Source organism: Singulisphaera chitinilytica (assembly GCF_049331405.1).
Lineage (GTDB): Bacteria > Planctomycetota > Planctomycetia > Isosphaerales > Isosphaeraceae > PoT.
This window is the reverse complement of record NZ_CP186274.1, coordinates 647,805-665,713: the sequence shown is the minus strand read 5'-3', so window position 1 is coordinate 665,713 and position 17,909 is coordinate 647,805. Positions and strand designations below refer to the sequence as shown.

The window sequence follows — 17,909 nt, the reverse complement described above, 5'->3', positions numbered from 1 at the left end:
CCCAGGCCCGGCGAAGGCCGAGGCACCCGACTTCAGGAGATCCTCACGTGTCCTCGTTGAAGATGCGATACAAACCGACCTTCGACGTCTTCGAGGTCCGAATCGTGCCGAGCGCGGCTGTGCCGGCCAATACCCTGGCCGTGGCGACCGGCGTGGTGCAAAGCCCCCGGGCGATCGCGCACGTCTCGGTCCCCCTGAGCGAGCGTAATCTCAGCGGCCGACGCTCGGCGATCCTCTCGGAGCTCGTGTCGCCCGGCGAGGAAAGCAGCCTGAAGCCGGCGGTGACTGGGGCGACGGGGACCAACGGCAGGGCGCTCTCCATCCGCCGAGGCGCCCCGTTCGTGCCAGGCCGTCACGAGGCGGCGGCCGTCTTCATCAGGGCCGGGAACCCCGGCACCGTCACGACGGGAGTCACGGGGCAAGACGATTCGACCGGCTCGTTCCAGGTCGGTGCCACGCTCCCCGGCGACGTGAACGGCGACGGCCAGGTCACGCTCGCCGATGAGGTGGCCTTCGCGAAGGCCTACAACAGCACGACCAAGGACGCGAATTACAACCCCGCGGCCGACGCCAACCACAACGGCCAGGTCGGCATCGGCGATGCGCAACTCCTGCTGCGCAACCTCCCGCTGCCGACTCCGAAGATCCCCCTGACGATCACCTTCGCGCTCGCCCCCCAGGACGCCGCCAGGGGCTCGACCCCCAAGAATTCGGGCGGCAAGACCCGGTTCAAGGACGTGACGATCCTGGGCCACACCACGCCCGGGGCGATGGTCTTCATGGACGGCACGGAGGGCACTTACACCTTCACCGGTGCCGTCCTCCCTGCCGACGCACACGGCAACTTCTCCGTCAACGTCTCGCTCGTACGAGGGATCAACAGCTACCAGTTCATGGCGATCGACGGCTACGGCCAGCAGGCGATCATGTCCTATCCGATCTACTGGCTCAGTTACGCCGCTTCCGGCTCGCCGTTGAAATAGCTCCTGTTTCGTCCGTGACGCGCCGAATGCCAGGTCCAGAAGCCTAGAACTGACCAAGACGCGGCTTACCTCAACGCCGAGCCTCGCCTCAGCCTCTCGATCGTGCAGACATTTTCAAAAGAACGAACCTGGCAGATACATATCAATAAGAACATGCTGCTCTTCCGCGATCATAGTCCGGGCGAGGCCATGGTCGAAGAGGCCGACCCCGGCCATCGCCTCTCCGGCCGTCACTCTTGAATCAAGCACGATGAGCGGGCTCGCGAGCACGAAGTGGTGCAACTCGACCGACCGGCCTTTACGCGAGTAGGTCAGCACGCCGCGCCCGACGCAATCCGACATGCCGACGCCGACCCCCGCGAGGTCGATGCCGGCCTCCTCCTTCAGCTCCCTCGCGGCGGCATCGAATAGGCCGACGTCGGAGCCCGATTTGTATCTCCCCTTGGGGATGGACCACCGCCACCGCCCCGCTCTCGCATCCTTGCGGCTCAGGACGAGGAGCACCTTGTCGCCGCTGATGAGGACGATCCCCGCCAAGACCCTATCGGCCATCCCTCATCCCTCGACGTCGCGTGTCCATGCTGACCTCTCGAACGAGGCGGACCCTCGACGACGCGATGGTCGTCGAGGGGCCGTTGGCGTCTGGGGCTCCGAGGAGCAGGACCGCCACACGCGGGAGTGAGTCGGGGGATCGCCCCGGCCCTGCGCCTGTCCTTACATCGTGACGTCAGGTCGGGCCAGGGTCAATTCCGGTCGGCGAGGAGCGACGTCGGGCCGGCGAGGGGCTCGATCCCGGGCGCCAGGTAGTACCAGCCCATCTCATCCCGGACGAGCAGGCCCTGGCCGTGCATGTAGCTCAGGCATGATGCCCGTCAGCGCCAACGAGGCGGTGATCGCGTTCGGACCCGAGAGGAGCGATCCGACCGGATCAGGAGCGCCGGATGACGGGCCTGTATTTCTGGGCGACGGGTTATTGCGTGAGCACGGTGGGCCTTGATGAAGCCCGGGTGCGGCAGTACATCCGCGAGCAGGACGAGCCGGGTCGTCGCCAGGGCGAGTTGAACCTGTAGTAACCCCGTAGGCCCCGACGGGGCCTTCCTGGCCTAACGCCCCCCGAGGGGCCATCGCATGTACGGGCTCCGACGGGGCGGCTCAAGTCATCGCCCCCAACGGGGGCTTCCTCACGTATCAGGCCCCCTCGGGTGGCCTTCCGGACACCTCGGACTCCGGCCGAGGAACCTCATTAAATAAGGGCCATTCTTGGGTCTCATTTGCATCAATGTCGACATGTGATTTGGCCCCGACGCTGCGGATTTGCAACATCATTCAAGGGGCAGGCGAGCGCGAGCCACCCGGCCGGAACGGGTCGAACGCGACGACTTAGGCCGACGCATCCTATCACGAATCGGCCTTCACAGGAGGCAGCAGGACGGCGATTCTTGAGGAGGCTGGAGCTGAGGCGTGAGCATCCCGGCCCCGGGGGAGGACCCGGGCCGGGACGCGACTCCCCCGACTGACGTCAGGCTGAGGCATGCCGGAATGTTCGGCCTGCATCATTATTTATAGACGAAAAAGAAAATATATCCAATTATTAAAAATATTTCAGTCAGTTATGGCTTCCCAGGAAATCGCCGAGGGATGGCTCTCGAAGTAGCCGCTTCCGGAATGGCGCCGAGTCGGCTCGCAAGCCTCCCCGGCGCGCTACCCTGGGCCACCGCATTCCACTCGCAAAAGTCATCGCCATGTCGATGACCCCGGTCGAATGCAGTGGGCGATTCATAGGTCCCGAGCCCGAGTCATCGCCAATGCCTCTTCCATGGCGCGGTTGGCGATCGCGTACCAGCTCTCCTGCATGAACTGATCCTCGCGATCCAGCCCCCATTCGTCGAAGACGAGGCGGAACATGCCGGCCAGGCTCATCATGCCGGTCGGCCCCTCGCCCGCGGTGTCGATGGGCCCGCGGGAGTCGTCATCCCCGAGGGCGACGTCGAAGGCCCGGTTGATGTCCCGGCGGATCGTGCCCTCGTCCAAGCCCCGGTGACGGCCCAGGGAGACCTGGGCATCGACGACGAACTCGAGCGCCTGCGCGAAGGTGTTGCGTCGCCTCGGGCTCGTCGAATCCCCGTCGTTCATCGGCCCCTCGTGCCCGACTCGGGCGGCTCGAGTTCGCGTGCCTACGCCATCCCGCCGGGGATGACAAGGGCCCCGCGACAGGTCCTCTCCTGCCGCGGGGCCCGGCGTGACGGTTCAGGGTGTGGGCGGCTCCTGCCGTCACTTGACGCGCCACTGGCGTCATGGAGCTCGATCCCGATTCTACGCGAGGCGAGCCGGGCCGCAAGTGGCCGGCGTGGGCCTAATGCGCCAGCTTCGTCATCCGACGAGGCGGCCCCTCGACGTCGATGGTCGTCGAGGGGCCGGGCCTGCGCGAGTGGATCGGGGGATCGCCCCGGCCCTGCGCCTGCTTCGATTTTCTAACGGCTCCGCGACCCTGAGTTAGTTACGGCCGGCCAGGAGGCGAATGGGAACCTCAAGAGGCTGGACCTCAGGCAATCGAGGTAGGTCAGGAGTCATGCTTGGTGCAGCCATCCTCGCTGATCAGCGGCTTCCCTCAGTTTCTTACCCTTCTTTTCGCATTGACTGCCGTTAATTCCGGTGAAATCGATTTCCGCGTGCTCGGGAAATTCCTGCGGGCTGTGACGAGACGGTAGCCCCTGGCTCGTGCAATCCGCGACGGAGACGGCCATGACTCCCGCGGACTCCAATTTCCTCTCGCAGTAATGGTGAAACGATTCGAGAGGAGTGATCATATCGCCATGATAAACAGACAGCTTATGCTCGTCTTTAGGCGTCGGGCGGAAAGCAGCTGAGGTCGCTCGACCCAGTTTAACGAAAGACGGGTGGATCTGGCGTAAGAGCAATGTCGCGTCCGTCATGATTAGGCTCCACTCAGCTGTTGCATCCGTCCGGCCAGCCATCTCCAGCTAGCATCGTCGTTGAGATCCAAGTGCCTGGCTTCTTCTGCATCGGTCTCGAGGTGGAGATCATGCCAATCACCGGCGTGCGTCGTCAGGTTTATCTCCAACGAGACGTCGACTCGCCCGATCAGCCATTCAAACCTTACCCCGCCCTCGGCGACTGGATAGACGTATGGCAACGGCAGATTATCTGGATAGCGTTCGTTGAAAGCGGTGGCGAGCCAATCCAACCCCTTGGAGGACGGCGCCAGTCCTTTGCCGTCGTACCATCCGGCCTTGAGGGCGCGAAGTTCGTCGATTTGAAATTGGAAATCGAGTGGATCCAGTAGCGTGACCAGGTCCACGGATTCCACTTTCTTCAAACGTACCGCCCGATCGAATTTGCCTACGCCGTCGAGCAGGATTTTAACGCCTTGTCGATAGTTGTAAAAGGCGTCGAGGAAGGTCTCGAAATGCTGGCGACCCACGGGTCCGGTTACTTTGCTCCCATCCGGAAGCATCATAACAAAAGCCATGTCTTCCTGATTGAGGTCGAAGATGCCACCGCGGATGTGGATCTCTTCAGTGCGCTCGGTGACCTCTGCAGCCTTCAACAATTTTAGCCGAGTCTCTTTAGTGAGCCTCGCAGGTGAACCCGCCTTAGCCGTGGGGAATTCGATCGCCTCGTCGTCCAACAAGCTACGCCCCAGGCGATCGAAATAGGCGAGGGCTTCTCGCGGGAGGTGATCAGTCGGAGGCTTGTTTTCCCCTGCAGCGGCAATGGCTCCAACGACAGCATCACGCGCCTGCTCCAGATAAGCTTGCTGGGCCGGGGGAGCTGCCCCGGCCAATGCGAGGGAGAGCGCAATCTTGGCGACCGCGCTTCCCTCGTCCACCCCGGTCAGCGTAAGGGCGACTCCATTGGTGAATCGGCGGGGCGAGCGTTTCTTATCGGTGTTATCCTGGAGATATCGCCACTTGGCAACGTCGATGATCATGTCTTCGAGGACGGCCAAGTCGCCAAGCAGCTCCAATGGGATTGAGTGCGAATCGAATCGCTTGCCGACCAGTTTAGGGCTGAGGAAGTTGTCGATGTTCATGGCCAAAGCCCGCCCGATAAAATCCCGGTACGTGGGAAGCATCAATATACTATGCCCGACCGCCGTCGACATGCGGGGCCTGGGAAGCGGTTAACTAGTCGCGGGAGGCATCCCGTGGGACGAAACGGGCGTAACCTTAATTTGGACCAAGAATTAACGCAATCCGATTACGCGTGCAGGTGCGAAATCTTGACTCCCAATTTTCGTGGTATTCGGGTTGCGTTGTGATCGGAGGCCTCCCACACCGCCCAAGAGGTCAACCCGCCCCGACCTCGAGTACCTGAACTGCGGCCAGTCCACGCTGGATCCGCGCTACGATGGTTTCTCGCTCCATCTCGTCGAGGTGCTCGGTTCGCTCCAGCACCTCGCGCATGATCTTCGCGACGGCCGCATCCCTCTCGAGACCCTCGTCGTTCATGACCCCCATCAGGATCGGTGCGGCCATCAGGAGGTTGGGGCTTCCCAGGAGCTGGCCGACCGGGTCGGCCTTCCGGGCCTCCACCATCGATTTGATGATCGCTTCCTTGATGTTGTCGTCGAGGAGGTACGCATACTCCCACGCGTTCTCGGGATCGGCCAGAATGGGATCGTCGGGGCGATCGCCGAACGTCTCGAGGACCTCGATCATCCCCTCCTTGGCCAACCGCCGCGGTGAGTAGTTTCGTTTCCGCTTGGAAGCGTTCCATAGGGGGACGAGGTCGATTGGATCGTGCTTGCCCCCGAACTGCTCCTGGAAGGCGTCGAACACCGCGTTACCCGTGAGCTCGATCAAGGTCGTTGCTCCGATGAAGTCGGTGAGTTGGTAGCAACGCATCAAAGTTCTAATTGTGACCCTTGGCCACATTTAGAACCTAAGTCGATGAGAAGGCTGCACTTCCAAATGTGGGATTTTCCCACATTTGGATTCGGTCCCATGAGTCGATCGCCAAATACGGGACCTCCCCGTATTTAGACCGCCCGCCGAGCGCGGATCTAATTGCCGGGAAATCCGGCAATTAGATCCGCTCCCCATAACATGGGGGCGGTTAGGCCGAGGAATGCCCCGGCCCTGCACATTTGCCGGTCGTCGCTCATCCTTCAATCGTCGATTGATTGGACCGCCTCGAACACGTCGAGCCCCAGATGATGGCGCCAGCCCTCGAGAACCTTCTCCGACAGCTCGAGCTGCTCCTGGCCCGGGCCGAGCATCGCGGCCCGGGCGTCGATGCCGTGGGCCGAGGTGTTTTCGAAGATGTCCAGCAGTAGCCCGTGCATGTGCGATGCGGCGATGGCCAGGCCGATGACCGGCACCTGGAGGCCGGGGGGGATGGGCCCGATGTCCGGGCCGATCCCGAGCGGGAGCTTGCCGACGTCGGGCTGGATCCGCTCGTCCTCCCCGAGCAGCAAGCCCCGGACCCCGGGGAACTCGAGGCTGAGCCGGGCGAGGATGCAATCGGCGACGTGCTGGTGGAAGGTGTGACCATTCCCTTTCGCGACCACCTCATGACTGACCCGGTGGTCGCGGAGGAGCTCGTCGAGGTTCTTGGCCAGGAACTCGACGACTGCTGGGTTTGCGTTCAGGTCGTCGATGTCGCGCTTGCGGTAGGGCACCTGCCCCGGGATCGACGCGGGGTCGTACATCGGGCGCTCGGGGGTCGGGTCGATCTCGTCGAAGGGCTTCAAGGGTGTGACTCCTGGTGCAAGGGTGACGTTGAAGACCGACCGTCCTCAGGAGGCCTTGGCCAGTTCCTGGACGGCGGAATCCAGGTACATGGCGTAGGCGTGCGCGAGCAGATACGTCATCAACGTGTCGCCGGCCAGCTTGTCCGCATCCTCGTCGTCGCGGGTCTCGATGTTGACGATCTCCCCTTCGTCGAAGTCGTGATCCGCGCCTAGGCCGTCGAGGTTGGCGAAGTAGCCTTGGAGCCCGGTGACGAGTGGAGCGGCCTTGTCCAGCCAGGATTCGGGGTCATGCCCCTCGGGCGAGCCCACCGCCCTGAACATGCGGCCGGCGTTGTAGGCATAACCATCGGCGTACTCGAACTGCCGCCTCATGTCCTTGGCGGCCGTGATGCGTTCGGGTCGCGACTGCTTCAAAGCCGGTGACTTACGCATGATCTCGTCATCCTCTTATGTGGTGAAATTCAAGATGTTGGGATAAAGGGATCGGGCGGGAACATCATCGCTCGGGAGGGGGAGCGTAGCCGACGTGCTTGGCGTAGAGGTCGAGGGCCCGGTCGATGAGCACGACAGCCGAAACCCGCTCCGACTTGGCGAACCCGTCAAGCCAGGACTTCCACTCGGGCCGGCCTCGGACAGTAAGAACAATCTTCCTCGGCTCGGGATCTGGGCTCTTCCTTGGATCGGCGTCGCCGCTCACTTTTCGAGCCATCACTGCTACCCCTGCGCTCATAGCCCTGCCCTCCCGAGAGTCGAAAATTCGTCTCTCTTAAAGTATAGCCTAACGCTATACAGAAGGCAACTTCGTTGAAATCGGTTGTTGATTATAAAAACTTGAGAAATAGCAAAAAAAAAACAAAAAGTCGACTTGATCGAGAGATAGCTTTCGTCTATACTTCGAGTGTCACGAGTGAGAAACACTCGACAAACAAAAAAAACCGCTTGGGAGGCTGGACCCCTCCCAAGCGGCGAACGGCAAGCCTGTTAAGGAGGCCCGCCATGACCAAGGTTATCACGATCTCTCGCCCCGCCGTCAAGCCGACACGCAAATCCCCCCGCCCCGACCGCCCCTTCGGCGAAGGGCTCCTGCCCGACGAGACCCCGCTCTCCTGCCCGATCGATCAAAGGCCCCTGCCGAACATCAACGGCTCGGGGCTCACGTGCGAGGAGTCGAGGCGGATCAACGGGGCGAAGAACCGGGCGTTCGCCGAGTACGCCAGGTCCTGCCCCGAGGCGTCGCCGGCCGAGTGCGACCGCGTCGCCCGCAAGGCCGCGGCCGACGAGATGCGTCGCCTGCTCAAGGAGCGGCCCCCGGCGCCGCCCCTCAAGCGAGCCGAGGACGAGCTCGAGGTCGTGCTGCTCAAGGACAGCGAGATGACGGACAAGGAGTGCCGCAGGGTCGTCTCGGCCTTCTGGCGGGGGTTCTGCGACTTTGAGAACAAGCATCCCGGCATCGACGCAGAATGGTGCGAGCCCCACGGCCAGAAGGCCGCCGACGAGATGCGTTGGAAGATCAGCCGAGAGCGGGCGCTGGCCAAGCGGGGGGCCGAGAAGGCCGTCGAGACGCCGGTTCCTGCCCCCGTCGCCAAGCCGGCCCGGGTGGCCGGGAAGAGCCTGCCATTCACCGCGGAAGATGCCCAGTGGTGGGCGGAGAACTCGCCGACCCGGAACTACGGGTACGAGGTGCTCTCCATGGGACGCCGCTGGGATCGCCGGGCGAACGAGGCCGCGGCCCAGCACCTCCTCGAAGTCGGCCTGGCGTCCTGAACCCTCCCGGGGCCGGGGCCTGTCCCCCGGCCCGTCCCCCAGCACAACGGGAGGGCCCACCCATGGCCACCGCTTCCGAGAATGCCATCCTGCTCCACAAGCTCGACGGGCGGGACGAGACCAACGCGCCCATCGTGACGACCATCCACGTGCTCGATGCCTCGATGGGCGGGACGCTCCGCTACAAGGTGGGTCGATCGAGGCCCGACGTCAACGGCGGGGAGCCCTACGACCTCGAGCCCTTCGATGCCGCAGAGTCGGCCGAGGAGTACGCCGACGGCCTGGCGGCCTGGACCCGCGAGGAGTTCCGGCTCGAGGAGTTCGAGCGCCGGGAGGCTCGGGCCCAGGCCCTCCGGGACCTGGCGGCGGGCTGGTACTCCGAAGATCCGGCGCGGGCCGCGGTCCTGGCTATCGCCGACGCGATCGCCTCGGGGCGCGAGGCCGACATCCTTGCGGCCCTGGCCAACCATGACCCGATGCCGCAGAGGCGGGGGTACACATCTGACGTGTACCCCCGCCGACGGCAAGCCGACTCGAGCTCTGCCTTGCTCGACGACCTCGACGTCATCGCCGCGACCGGATCTTGCGGCTGAGCGGACCACGAGACCACCTCGAACACGCACCGAAGCCAAGACACCAGGATATACACCCATGACGAAGACCAAGGCGAAACGACAGCCGGCGAACCCCTCTAAGCTCATCCGGGAGGCCCTGGCCACGGGGCATCGCATCACAATTTGGGTGGACGATTGGAGCGGACACACGATCGATGACCGTGATTTGGACAGGCCGGGTGAGGATGGCATCGAGTTCAGACACACGCTGGCCGGTTACCTCGAGGCGCGGATTCGCAACGAGATCGAAGACGGCGATCCGCGATCCGAGTTGCTGCTCGAACACGCGCTCCTGCTCGTCGAGGAGATCCGCGCCTCGGGCTGCATGAGCCTCGACGAGTTCAACGCCTACCGAGAGCGGCTCTCGGTCTGATCCCTCGCGATGATGTCGGCACTACCGACGTCATCGTCTCGTTCTCTCGTTCCTTCTCAATCCGGGCGCAGACAGGGGAACCGGGCCGGGGCTGCCTCGTGGGCAGCCTCGGCCCGGATGCTAATTGCGATCGTCTCGCACGATCGTCCGATGTGACTACCGTTTTATACCGGCTTGGGTGTGATGTACCGTGGATTTCTACGGGTTTGTGTACCGGTTTGCGAGGGATTGCAAAGCAGGTGCGATTCCCGTAAAACTCGGCTGGCGTTGAGGTTTCGGGTAAAACGGAGTGAGCTGGAACCATCCCAGACGGGATGGCCCTTGTTCATTGATTCGGCCGACGTGCGACGACGGCGTTGGTTCACTCATTTATTAACGGCGTTATCGACCGCGGCGCCGGCCTTCTCGGCAGGGCCGCGCGGGTCGACGGCGTCCTGGGCCTTCTTGACGCCCGCGTCGATCGACTCGCCGGCCTTCTCGGCCGGGCCCTTCTCCTCGCAGCCGACCATGACGAACGTGCCGAGCACGAGGCAGGCGAGACGAGCCATCAGGTTCAGTTTCATCGAGATCAGTCCTTTCAGGTGGAATCTCATCGGGGTGACCGGATCTTGCCCTGGAGCAAGGCCCAAGATGAGTTCGCCCCGCCGGCCGGAATATTGCCGCCGGCGAAGCCCCATTCTCGAGACCGTCGCCACTCACGAAAGACTTACCGATTCCGCCGGAGCCCGTCGTCGAACACCGACGACCCGCAGGCTGCTTGCACGCTCGCACCATCTTGCGAATGCCGACGAGCGGGATGACATCGTGACTCGCGTCACGTATCCGGCGAAGGTCGCCCGTCACACCGCAAAACCAATGCCCATCGCTGTCGAAGAATCGTAAGTTTCCGCTCCTCGGCAATGGCCTCCCCTCTCTCGCTCCAGCCCCCTCATCTTGCCACGAGTACGGCAATATATTCGCGAGATTTTGGCCCAGAACGAGAGTCGTCGCGTTTAGCCCCGGCACGTAAACACTGAGTGCCGAAACAACTTGCATCTAATTTCCTGATCACCGCGCACACATTTTCCCGGAGCACGGATCTGTGCTCATCTTCGTGGGGCCTCGCCCGGGACGAGGTCCCCGCCCTCGGTCTGAAAACGTTTGTTAATGATCTAGGCACAAGTGATTACCGCGCCGGATCGCTTGCTAACGACAATCGGACGTCTGTACAATCCGATCTACTTAATGATTAACTGCAAAACTCAGCCATGATGCTTATGCACGCTTGGCCAGTGAGAGTTGCCGCGGCGCACGTGCCGCTCGAGCGGCACCTCGCAAAACAGTTCGGATTTTATTAATTTATATTTATATAATTCAAATTTAATCAAATACCAATAACCATGAATCATCCAAACAATCTTAGTCCCGAAATAAGCGTCACAGAAGCGTCAATCACGGCCTCGAGGCCGGGGCGCGGCGGCTGGCTGATTTCCATCCTCCTGGGGATCGTGCTTGCGGCGACTTATACGACGAACCGGATCGAGCCCATTGGCGCGGAGGACACGCTACCGACGGAGTTGCTGCCCCTGGCGATCCTGCGGGGGGATGGGCCGTACATCGACCGCTATGAACCCCTGATCCAGAACGCCACGGATGGCAGGTTGCCCTGGTCGATGGTCCGGAGGAAGGGGCACATCCTCTCGAGGTATTCGATCGGCACCGTGATCGTGAACCTGCCTTTCATCGCGCCGCAGCTCGCGGTCATCGACCACGTCGACCCGGGCTGGGACAAGAATCCCGGGCTCGCCTACCTGCGCTCGCAGCGGATGTCGAAGATCGCGGCGGGGCTGATCGCGGCCCTGACGGGGGTCATCCTCTATCGGGTCCTGCGTAGGCTCGGCATCGGGAGGATGGCCCTGCCGGCGACGCTCGCCGCCTCGCTCGGCTCCGAGCTCTGGACGATCGCGAGCCAGGCCGTATGGGAGCATGGAGCGGCCACCCTGATGCTGACCCTGACGATGCTCCTACTCACGCCCCGCCCCCTATCGCGCATCAGGCTGCTCGCGGGGGGGACGACGGCCGCGCTGATGGTCTGCTGCCGACAGATTGATGTCATCTTCGCGGTGGCCTTCCTCGTGCGCGTCGCCCTGGAGCGGCCGAGGGCACTCGCCTGGTTCTTGCCCGGCCCGATCCTGCTGGGCTCGGCGCTGGTCGGCTACAACTACTGGTTCTTCCAGTCGATCGCGGGGGGACATGCCGAGCTCGAGGCCCTCCATCCCGGCTTGCATGGGATGCAAGGGATCTGGTCGGGGGACTTCATCGCCGGGCTCACCGGGACGCTCTTCAGCCCGAATCGCGGCCTGTTCGTCTTCTCCCCATGGGTCGTCGTCGCGCTGGCGATGCTGCCGCTGGTCTGGGACCGGGTGCGGGGCTGGTCCCTGGGGATCGTCCTCGCCCTGGCCCTGGTCGTCGACCTGCTCGCCCTCTCCAAGTACTCGGTCTGGTGGGCCGGCCACACGTTCGGCCCGCGCTACTGGACCGACACCATGCCGATCTTCGCCGTCTTCTTCGGCTTCGGTCTCGACTGGGCCTGGTCCCGTTCCCGGCGCCTGACCACTCTCCTGTTCGTCCCGATCATCGTAGCGATCGCCATCCAGGCGGTCGGGGCCTTCTGCTTCCCGACGACCTGGAACCTGGCTCCCGCGGATATCGACAAGCATCCGGAACGGGCCTGGGACTGGTCGGATAGCGAACTGCGACGCTGCCTGAGCGAGGGCTTGCAGCAATGGACGCGGTATCGAGATCCGTTCTGGCAGGGGCGGCACCGCTGATCCTGGAGGGCTCGCCGCCGACTCGTCCACAACTGCCGATCCTCCGATCCGCCACCCGCAAAAGCCGCGGGTTCGAGCGGATCTGTCGGTTGACTTCCGGAAAGCCCCGCACCTCGGTTTTTCGCCCGGGAGCCAATGCGTTATATTGGAAGATAGAGGCGCAGGGTCCGACGACTCCTCGTTCTCCCGAAGTCAGCCGGGGTAACGCCTCGAACGCGAAATGGATTTTGCCGCGTCTTCCGGGTCGTCGAACCAACGCAAACAATTCTTCTCCCCGACCCCTCGGTCCTGTCCAGGTCCGGACATCTCCCGGGCGGCTCGGCGCGAGAATCCGAAATTCCCCGAAAGACATCACAAAATACGCCCAAATGGCGATACGAACACGTAGAGAGAAGGTGGCGCGAGCGTGGACCCGTGGCGCCTCCGAATCTTAAGGATCTTCCACGATGCTACCGCTTCCGCATCTTCGCCGCCGTCGATCGGTGGCGATTTGCCTGGGCCTCCTGGCGGCACTCGCCCTGCCGACCAGCGCGCGGGCGGGTTCGTTGTCCTGGCTCGATGAGGTCGTCCAGAACGTCATGCGCGAGGCCAGGGCCGGCGGCCGGGCCTCGGTCAAGACCGGTGAAGAGGCCGGCGGCCGCGTCGCGGGCCGACTTTTCGTGCACGAGGCCGACGAAGGGCTCGAGGTCGTCGCCAGGCGCTACGAGAACCTCGCCGAGGCCGGCCGACGCCTCGAGGAGCCTTCCGATGCCCTGCTCCGTTCCAAGTTCACCCGGCTCTTGCCCCAAGACGCCGAGGCCGCCCGCGTCTTCGGCAACCTGAAGCCGGCCGAGAAACGGCTCGTGGTCGAGATGAGCGAGACCGCGCAGCGACTGGCCCGGCGGTACCCCGACCAGGCCGAGACGATGGTCCGCAAGCTCGGCACCGAAGGGCTCTCCGCCGTCCGCGTCTACGGCGACGACGTGGCCGAGGTGCTCGTCAAGGAGGGGCCCGAGACCCTGGGCGTCCTCCGCAAGACCGGGCGCAACGGCTGGAAGTTCCTCACCAAGCAGGTCCTGCCGCACAAGAAGAAGCTGATGGCGGCGGGCGTCCTCGCGGCCTTCCTGGCAAACCCCGACAAGTTTGTCGATTACGCGGGGCAGGCGACCGAGTACGCCGTCCGCGAGTTCGGCAAGGCCGGGGTCCAGCTCGCCGGGGCGATCGGCGGCGGCGCCACGCGAGGCCTCGAGTCGTCGATCAGCGAGGCGCTCGCGGCCCGAGGGCTCGACTTCCTCCCCTTCCGCTACCTCGGCATGGCGCTCGCCGGCCTGGTCGTCGTGCTGGCCTCGATGGTGGTCCTGGGCCTGCCGATCTCCTGGTTCTTCAAGCCGTTCACCTGGCCGGTCAAGGCCCTCTTCGCCAGGCGCAAGCCGGCGATGAAGGTCGGCTGAGGTCCGCGAATGAGTCGGCGGAGGTGCAAATCCGCCGACTCCGGGCCTGGGGCGGTTAATATGGGCGCATCCTCGTCGAATAGACTGCGGCCTCGATCGCACTCGAGAACACGTCGCTCGCATTTTCAAAATTGCATAGAACGATTCCGAAGACCGGGCCGTATCTGAGATCGGGCCGCAGGCCGATAAAAAGGGGCCGGTCGTCCTCGGAGAGATTGGAAGCCGGAGGATTGCTGGGATGCCGAACCGCCGCAAGATCCTTCTCGACGCCCTCGAGAACCGCCTGACCGGGCCGAAGCGGATCGGGTTGTTCGGGCATCGGAACGTGGGCAAGACCACGCTGCTGGCGATGTTCTATCGCCAGGCGTCGACCGGCCAGGTGCCCGGCCTGCGCCTGGCGGCGGCGAACCCGTCGACGGCCGAGTACCTCGCGGAGAAGATCGGCCAGATCGAGTCGGGCGAATCCCTCGCCGGCACCCTCTCCGAGACCGAGCTCAATCTGCGGCTCTACCGGGGCCAGGCGCGGTTCGACATCATCGTCAAGGATTACCAGGGGGAGCACATCACCCTCGGAACGAACGAGCCGATCCAGGCCTTCTTCGCCGATTGCGACGCCGTGCTCCTCTGCCTCGACCCGGAAAGCTCGACGAACCCGGCCGACCGCCGACGTCGCCAGCAGGAGATCGAGGACCTGCTCGAGCGCTACATCGACCGCTCCGACGACGCGACGGCCGGTAGGCCGATCGCCCTGATCCTCACCAAGTACGACCGCGTCCTCGCCAGCCTGCAGAATCAAGGCGGGGACGACCCCTCGCACTGGGGCGTCGACGAACTGGTCGAGGCCCGCTACGGCATGACCCTGCATGCCCTCGGGGGCCATGTCCCGCAAGGCGCGGTCTTCGCGGTCAGCTCGTATGGTCGAAACGCCCGAGACGGTCGGCCCCCCACGGTGCTCGACCCGCTCGGGCTCGATCGGCCCCTCGGCTGGCTCGCCGAGCAGCTCGAGACGAGCGACGAGGCCCAGCTCGAATGGCTCTGGGACCTCGCCCCGGACGACCTTCCCCGGCTCGCAAGTTGCGTCGCCGCGTACAGTCGGCGCTATCCCAGCTCCGACAAGGCCATCGACTTCCGCCAGCGGCTCAAGGCCCTCCGTCGCAAGCGGACCCGTCGGCTCGGCGTGCGCCTGGCGGCGGGAGCCCTCGCGCTGGCGGGCCTGGCGGCCGGCTACGACTGGCTCGGATACCACGCGGCGCAAAGCTTCGAGAAGAAGCACCCGGCCCCCGCGGTCGCCCAACGCTGGACGGCGTTCCAGGCCTGGCACCCGACGTTCGCTTACTTCTACCCGACGCTCGCCCACGACGCCCGGCTCAAGCAGGCGGAGTGGACCGTCAAGGCGGCCGGCGTCCAGGTCGAGCTGGGCACGGCGGCCCCCGACCTCAAGGATCGCCTCACCGCGCTCAAGGAGCAGGCCCCCGAGCTCGCCCCGGCGATCAAGACCGTCGAGCAGGCCCAGGAGGATGCACGTCGCGACAGGCGCTGGATCCAGGTCAGGGCCGATGCCTTGACGCCCGGCGATGAGCCCGAGAAGGCGCTCGTGGCCCTCCGCTCGTTCCTGCGCGACTACCCCGAGAGCCGCAACCGCGCCGAGGGGCTGGCCCTCGCCGAAGGCCTGAAGAATCAGGCCGCCGCGAAGGCCTCGCTGGTCGAGCGCCGATTCCTCGACGACCTGACGCGGGCCGCGAGCCTGCCGGGGGCCGACTTCCGCGACCTCATCGACCGCTCGCAGCAATTCCTCACCGAGCATCCCGAGAGCAACTGGCGGGGCGAGGTCGAGCAGCACCTGGCCGGCTACGTCGCCAAGCTCGACGAGCGCGACATCGACCGGGCCCGGCAATACTCGCGGCAGTACCCGACGAACTTCGCGACCCGGATCGAGCGCTATCAGGATTACCTCAAGGCGCACCAGGGCGGGGGCCGCTATATCAGCGAGGCGACCGAGGCCCGCGACCGGATCCTCCGCGAATGGGATACGTATTCGTACCGACTCGCCTACGACCACCTCCAGGCCCACCCCGACGACGTGGGCGAGGTGGCCCGACGCCTGCGAGACTATCTCAACGACCAGCCCGACGGCCGACACGCCGCCGAGGCCAAGCGCTACCTCGACTGGTGGGACAAGGTCTCCGTGCCGGGCGAGTATCGCGTCACGCTGCGTCGGGGCGAGGTGAGCACGCAAGTCGGCAAATATCTCGGCGGCGGCGGGCCAGACCTGGGCGTGACGATCGAGGTTGCGGGGATCATTTATGGCCCCTCGCCGGTGGTGCGCAACACGTCCAAGCCGATCTGGGACTACACCTTCCCCAGGCCGATCAAGTGGAAGGCGGGGGACCCGGTCACGATCCGGATCCTCGACTACGACTGGTCCGACTCGGTGGTCTCGACCCTCAACACGCGCAAGGGGGACCCGCTCGCCATGCGGAACCTCTCGGGGACGATCCGGGCCTCCAAGGGGGGCAAGACGACCCTCGTCTTCGCCTCGAACTTCTCGATCCCCAAGCTGAGCGCCCCCGAGTGATCGGGCGCGGTCAGCCCCGGCCACTCGGGGCCTCGGATGGAATCGGCCGCGGCGAGGGCACCATGGACGAGGTCTTCTTCACCTACGAGCAGGCCGTCTACGGCAGCTTCTCCTTCTGGGACCGGGGTTACGCCATCCTGGCGACGTCCCCAGGCTGCCAGCCCGAATGGCTGAACGACCTCCGCGCGGCCTGCCAGCGCTTCGGCGAGAGACCCGCGGGGAGCCTCGAGACGAGTTCCCTCTTCACGCTGCTGCTTGCGAGCGGCCCGCGGGCGATCGTCGGCGTCTTCCCCCAGGGGGTCGACGACCAGGGGAGGCCGGGCGCCCTGGCCTTCCACGCCCTCTTCCTCGACCCGCACGACTACGCCCAGGCCGGCGGCAACCCCTTCCAGTTCTCCCACCTGTTCCGCGAAGGCTGGACCGCCGAGACTAAGTCGTTGCCGTCGGGAACCTGGCTCGCCGGGCCCGCTGATTCCGATTCCAAGGTGCAGTCGGCCTCGGCGCCCGGGCGGCAGATCGCCGCCCTGCTCGCCCAGGGAAAGCGGATCGCAATCCAGGCTCCCAGCCCGATCGATGACCTGGCCGGAGAGGCCTGGCAACTCCTGCCCGAAGCGACCCGGGCGAGGCTCTCGCTAGCGACCTGGGCCTACGGCAACGACAACCGATTCGACCTTGTCGCGCTCCCGAAGCTCTCGAGCGTCGCGCTCGACGCCTCCTACGTCGATCCGTTCGCCCCGGAGGCCGAGCCGCAAATCGAGCCGGGCGCAAACCACTTGGGGTCGTTCCGGGCGAGGCACCCCTGGCTCCCCTGGGTCGGAGCCGTCGGAGTGCTCCTCGGCGTGGGCTTCGGCCTGGCGAGGCGCCCGCACGACGCGGGCTCGGTCGACTCGAAACAGGCCGAGCGGGCTTCATCCCAGCGACAGGGCCTCTCGGCGACGTCGCCTTCGAAGCCTGGGCTCGCCGACACATCGCGCAACACGGCCTCCGCCTCGGATCGGAAGAAGGTCGCCGAAAGCCTGCGCGAGATCAGCGAGCGCTTCGGCGTCCTCCAGGCCGAGGCAACCCACGGGGACGAGGACCTCGTCGCCCTGATGACGACCCTGGCCCGCGACCTCCGCTATCAGGGGCCGCTGCTCTCCGACGACGAGCAGGCGAACCTCCGCGCGGAGGACGGGCCAGGCTCCGAGCACGACCGCGTCCTCGCCCTGAAGTGGGATGCGAGGATCCGCCGTTTCGCCCCCGACCGCCCCCTGCCGGAGGACTTCGCCTCGGGCTCGCTCGTCTGGCAGTTGGAGACGCTGATCTGGTCGTTCCACGCCGACGACGACCCTCACCCGCGCCTGGCCTCGCCCGTCGAGCTGACCCACGCCCTGGCCGATGCGCTCGTCCTGGACTTCCCCGTGCGGCCCATCCCCCTCTTCAAGGACCAGCCGGTCCTCCGCCGCTACTTCGCCTTCCTCGACCGCCTGCCCAGGCGATGAGCGGGGCCGCCGCCTGCAAGCTCTACTGCGGCATGCGTCCCGGCGTATAATTCGATGAGGGCCTGTTCGGGATAACGATCGGCCTGCGATCGAGGGCATCTCACCCTGTGGACTTTCTCCCTCCGCGGGGGCCCGCGATTGTCAGGCAGGGTCCGGCAAGGCA

Annotated in this window: 18 protein-coding genes; 9 read left to right on the top strand and 9 right to left on the bottom strand. The window is 64.9% G+C overall.

Translation table 11 applies throughout. The annotated features are described in order from the left end of the window. The first annotated feature begins 47 nt into the window (after positions 1 to 47). A complete protein-coding gene (locus ACOYYX_RS02435; protein ID WP_422928344.1) occupies positions 48 to 983 on the top strand; it encodes a dockerin type I repeat-containing protein in 936 nt (311 codons plus the stop codon). Positions 984 to 1,097: 114 nt separating this feature from the next. On the opposite strand, the gene ACOYYX_RS02430 is transcribed toward ACOYYX_RS02435, so the two are convergent. Then, the gene (locus ACOYYX_RS02430; protein ID WP_422928343.1) at positions 1,098 to 1,535 is read right to left on the bottom strand and encodes an NUDIX hydrolase; all 438 of its coding nucleotides are present in this window, start codon (positions 1,533 to 1,535) and stop codon (positions 1,098 to 1,100) included. 389 nt (positions 1,536 to 1,924) lie between these two features. On the opposite strand from ACOYYX_RS02430, the gene ACOYYX_RS02425 reads away from it, so the two are divergent. Then, entirely contained in the window at positions 1,925 to 2,053 is a 129-nt protein-coding gene (locus tag ACOYYX_RS02425) for a hypothetical protein (RefSeq protein ID WP_422928342.1), read from the top strand. A 706-nt stretch (positions 2,054 to 2,759) separates the two neighbouring features. Here ACOYYX_RS02425 and ACOYYX_RS02420 read toward each other — a convergent pair. From ACOYYX_RS02420 to ACOYYX_RS02390, 7 genes are all read right to left on the bottom strand, one after another. Beyond that, positions 2,760 to 3,116: a hypothetical protein gene (locus ACOYYX_RS02420; protein ID WP_422928341.1), complete on the bottom strand. Its 357-nt coding sequence runs from the start codon at positions 3,114 to 3,116 to the stop codon at positions 2,760 to 2,762. 434 nt (positions 3,117 to 3,550) lie between these two features. Beyond that, positions 3,551 to 3,916, bottom strand: a complete 366-nt coding sequence (locus ACOYYX_RS02415; protein WP_422928340.1) for a hypothetical protein — start codon at positions 3,914 to 3,916, stop codon at positions 3,551 to 3,553. A 2-nt stretch (positions 3,917 to 3,918) separates the two neighbouring features. Next, positions 3,919 to 5,037: a hypothetical protein gene (locus tag ACOYYX_RS02410; protein ID WP_422928339.1), complete on the bottom strand. Its 1,119-nt coding sequence runs from the start codon at positions 5,035 to 5,037 to the stop codon at positions 3,919 to 3,921. 256 nt (positions 5,038 to 5,293) lie between these two features. Next, entirely contained in the window at positions 5,294 to 5,851 is a 558-nt protein-coding gene (locus tag ACOYYX_RS02405) for a hypothetical protein (RefSeq protein WP_422928338.1), read from the bottom strand. A 263-nt stretch (positions 5,852 to 6,114) separates the two neighbouring features. Continuing rightward, positions 6,115 to 6,699 carry a hypothetical protein gene (locus ACOYYX_RS02400; RefSeq protein WP_422928337.1) on the bottom strand — a complete coding sequence of 195 codons (585 nt, stop codon included), beginning with the start codon at positions 6,697 to 6,699 and terminating at the stop codon, positions 6,115 to 6,117. A 45-nt stretch (positions 6,700 to 6,744) separates the two neighbouring features. After that, positions 6,745 to 7,131: a hypothetical protein gene (locus tag ACOYYX_RS02395; RefSeq protein ID WP_422928336.1), complete on the bottom strand. Its 387-nt coding sequence runs from the start codon at positions 7,129 to 7,131 to the stop codon at positions 6,745 to 6,747. Between the two features lie 64 nt (positions 7,132 to 7,195). Next, a complete protein-coding gene (locus ACOYYX_RS02390) occupies positions 7,196 to 7,408 on the bottom strand; it encodes a hypothetical protein (RefSeq protein ID WP_422928335.1) in 213 nt (70 codons plus the stop codon). A gap of 287 nt (positions 7,409 to 7,695) precedes the next feature. Here ACOYYX_RS02390 and ACOYYX_RS02385 point away from each other — a divergent pair, with 287 nt between their 5' ends. From ACOYYX_RS02385 to ACOYYX_RS02375, 3 genes are all read left to right on the top strand, one after another. After that, positions 7,696 to 8,463 (top strand): hypothetical protein, encoded by a 768-nt coding sequence (locus tag ACOYYX_RS02385; RefSeq protein WP_422928334.1) that lies wholly within the window; start codon positions 7,696 to 7,698, stop codon positions 8,461 to 8,463. Positions 8,464 to 8,525: 62 nt separating this feature from the next. Further along, complete coding sequence (locus ACOYYX_RS02380) at positions 8,526 to 9,056, top strand: hypothetical protein (protein WP_422928333.1); 531 nt, start codon at positions 8,526 to 8,528, stop codon at positions 9,054 to 9,056. A 58-nt stretch (positions 9,057 to 9,114) separates the two neighbouring features. After that, positions 9,115 to 9,450, top strand: a complete 336-nt coding sequence (locus tag ACOYYX_RS02375; protein ID WP_422928332.1) for a hypothetical protein — start codon at positions 9,115 to 9,117, stop codon at positions 9,448 to 9,450. Between the two features lie 365 nt (positions 9,451 to 9,815). On the opposite strand, the gene ACOYYX_RS02370 is transcribed toward ACOYYX_RS02375, so the two are convergent. Further along, positions 9,816 to 10,013 (bottom strand): hypothetical protein, encoded by a 198-nt coding sequence (locus ACOYYX_RS02370; RefSeq protein ID WP_422928331.1) that lies wholly within the window; start codon positions 10,011 to 10,013, stop codon positions 9,816 to 9,818. A 924-nt stretch (positions 10,014 to 10,937) separates the two neighbouring features. Between ACOYYX_RS02370 and ACOYYX_RS02365 the strand changes: the two genes are divergently transcribed. From ACOYYX_RS02365 to ACOYYX_RS02350, 4 genes are all read left to right on the top strand, one after another. After that, positions 10,938 to 12,260, top strand: coding sequence for a hypothetical protein (locus ACOYYX_RS02365; RefSeq protein WP_422928330.1), 1,323 nt, complete (start codon positions 10,938 to 10,940; stop codon positions 12,258 to 12,260). A 446-nt stretch (positions 12,261 to 12,706) separates the two neighbouring features. Further along, positions 12,707 to 13,690 carry a hypothetical protein gene (locus ACOYYX_RS02360; RefSeq protein ID WP_422928329.1) on the top strand — a complete coding sequence of 328 codons (984 nt, stop codon included), beginning with the start codon at positions 12,707 to 12,709 and terminating at the stop codon, positions 13,688 to 13,690. Positions 13,691 to 13,928: 238 nt separating this feature from the next. Then, a complete protein-coding gene (locus ACOYYX_RS02355; RefSeq protein ID WP_422928328.1) occupies positions 13,929 to 16,265 on the top strand; it encodes a TRAFAC clade GTPase domain-containing protein in 2,337 nt (778 codons plus the stop codon). Between the two features lie 62 nt (positions 16,266 to 16,327). Next, complete coding sequence (locus tag ACOYYX_RS02350; RefSeq protein ID WP_422928327.1) at positions 16,328 to 17,746, top strand: hypothetical protein; 1,419 nt, start codon at positions 16,328 to 16,330, stop codon at positions 17,744 to 17,746. Positions 17,747 to 17,909 lie beyond the last annotated feature (163 nt).

What these genes read in the sequence shown, in the direction of transcription:
- ACOYYX_RS02430 (WP_422928343.1), bottom strand. Translation starts at nt 1,535, where the DNA reads ATGGCCGATAGGGTCTTGGCGGGGATCGTCCTCATCAGCGGCGACAAG.
- ACOYYX_RS02425 (WP_422928342.1), top strand. Translation starts at nt 1,925, where the DNA reads ATGACGGGCCTGTATTTCTGGGCGACGGGTTATTGCGTGAGCACGGTG.
- ACOYYX_RS02420 (WP_422928341.1), bottom strand. Translation starts at nt 3,116, where the DNA reads ATGAACGACGGGGATTCGACGAGCCCGAGGCGACGCAACACCTTCGCG.
- ACOYYX_RS02415 (WP_422928340.1), bottom strand. Translation starts at nt 3,916, where the DNA reads ATGACGGACGCGACATTGCTCTTACGCCAGATCCACCCGTCTTTCGTT.
- ACOYYX_RS02410 (WP_422928339.1), bottom strand. Translation starts at nt 5,037, where the DNA reads ATGAACATCGACAACTTCCTCAGCCCTAAACTGGTCGGCAAGCGATTC.
- ACOYYX_RS02405 (WP_422928338.1), bottom strand. Translation starts at nt 5,851, where the DNA reads ATGCGTTGCTACCAACTCACCGACTTCATCGGAGCAACGACCTTGATC.
- ACOYYX_RS02395 (WP_422928336.1), bottom strand. Translation starts at nt 7,131, where the DNA reads ATGCGTAAGTCACCGGCTTTGAAGCAGTCGCGACCCGAACGCATCACG.
- ACOYYX_RS02390 (WP_422928335.1), bottom strand. Translation starts at nt 7,408, where the DNA reads ATGGCTCGAAAAGTGAGCGGCGACGCCGATCCAAGGAAGAGCCCAGAT.
- ACOYYX_RS02385 (WP_422928334.1), top strand. Translation starts at nt 7,696, where the DNA reads ATGACCAAGGTTATCACGATCTCTCGCCCCGCCGTCAAGCCGACACGC.
- ACOYYX_RS02380 (WP_422928333.1), top strand. Translation starts at nt 8,526, where the DNA reads ATGGCCACCGCTTCCGAGAATGCCATCCTGCTCCACAAGCTCGACGGG.
- ACOYYX_RS02375 (WP_422928332.1), top strand. Translation starts at nt 9,115, where the DNA reads ATGACGAAGACCAAGGCGAAACGACAGCCGGCGAACCCCTCTAAGCTC.
- ACOYYX_RS02370 (WP_422928331.1), bottom strand. Translation starts at nt 10,013, where the DNA reads ATGAAACTGAACCTGATGGCTCGTCTCGCCTGCCTCGTGCTCGGCACG.
- ACOYYX_RS02360 (WP_422928329.1), top strand. Translation starts at nt 12,707, where the DNA reads ATGCTACCGCTTCCGCATCTTCGCCGCCGTCGATCGGTGGCGATTTGC.
- ACOYYX_RS02355 (WP_422928328.1), top strand. Translation starts at nt 13,929, where the DNA reads ATGCCGAACCGCCGCAAGATCCTTCTCGACGCCCTCGAGAACCGCCTG.
- ACOYYX_RS02350 (WP_422928327.1), top strand. Translation starts at nt 16,328, where the DNA reads ATGGACGAGGTCTTCTTCACCTACGAGCAGGCCGTCTACGGCAGCTTC.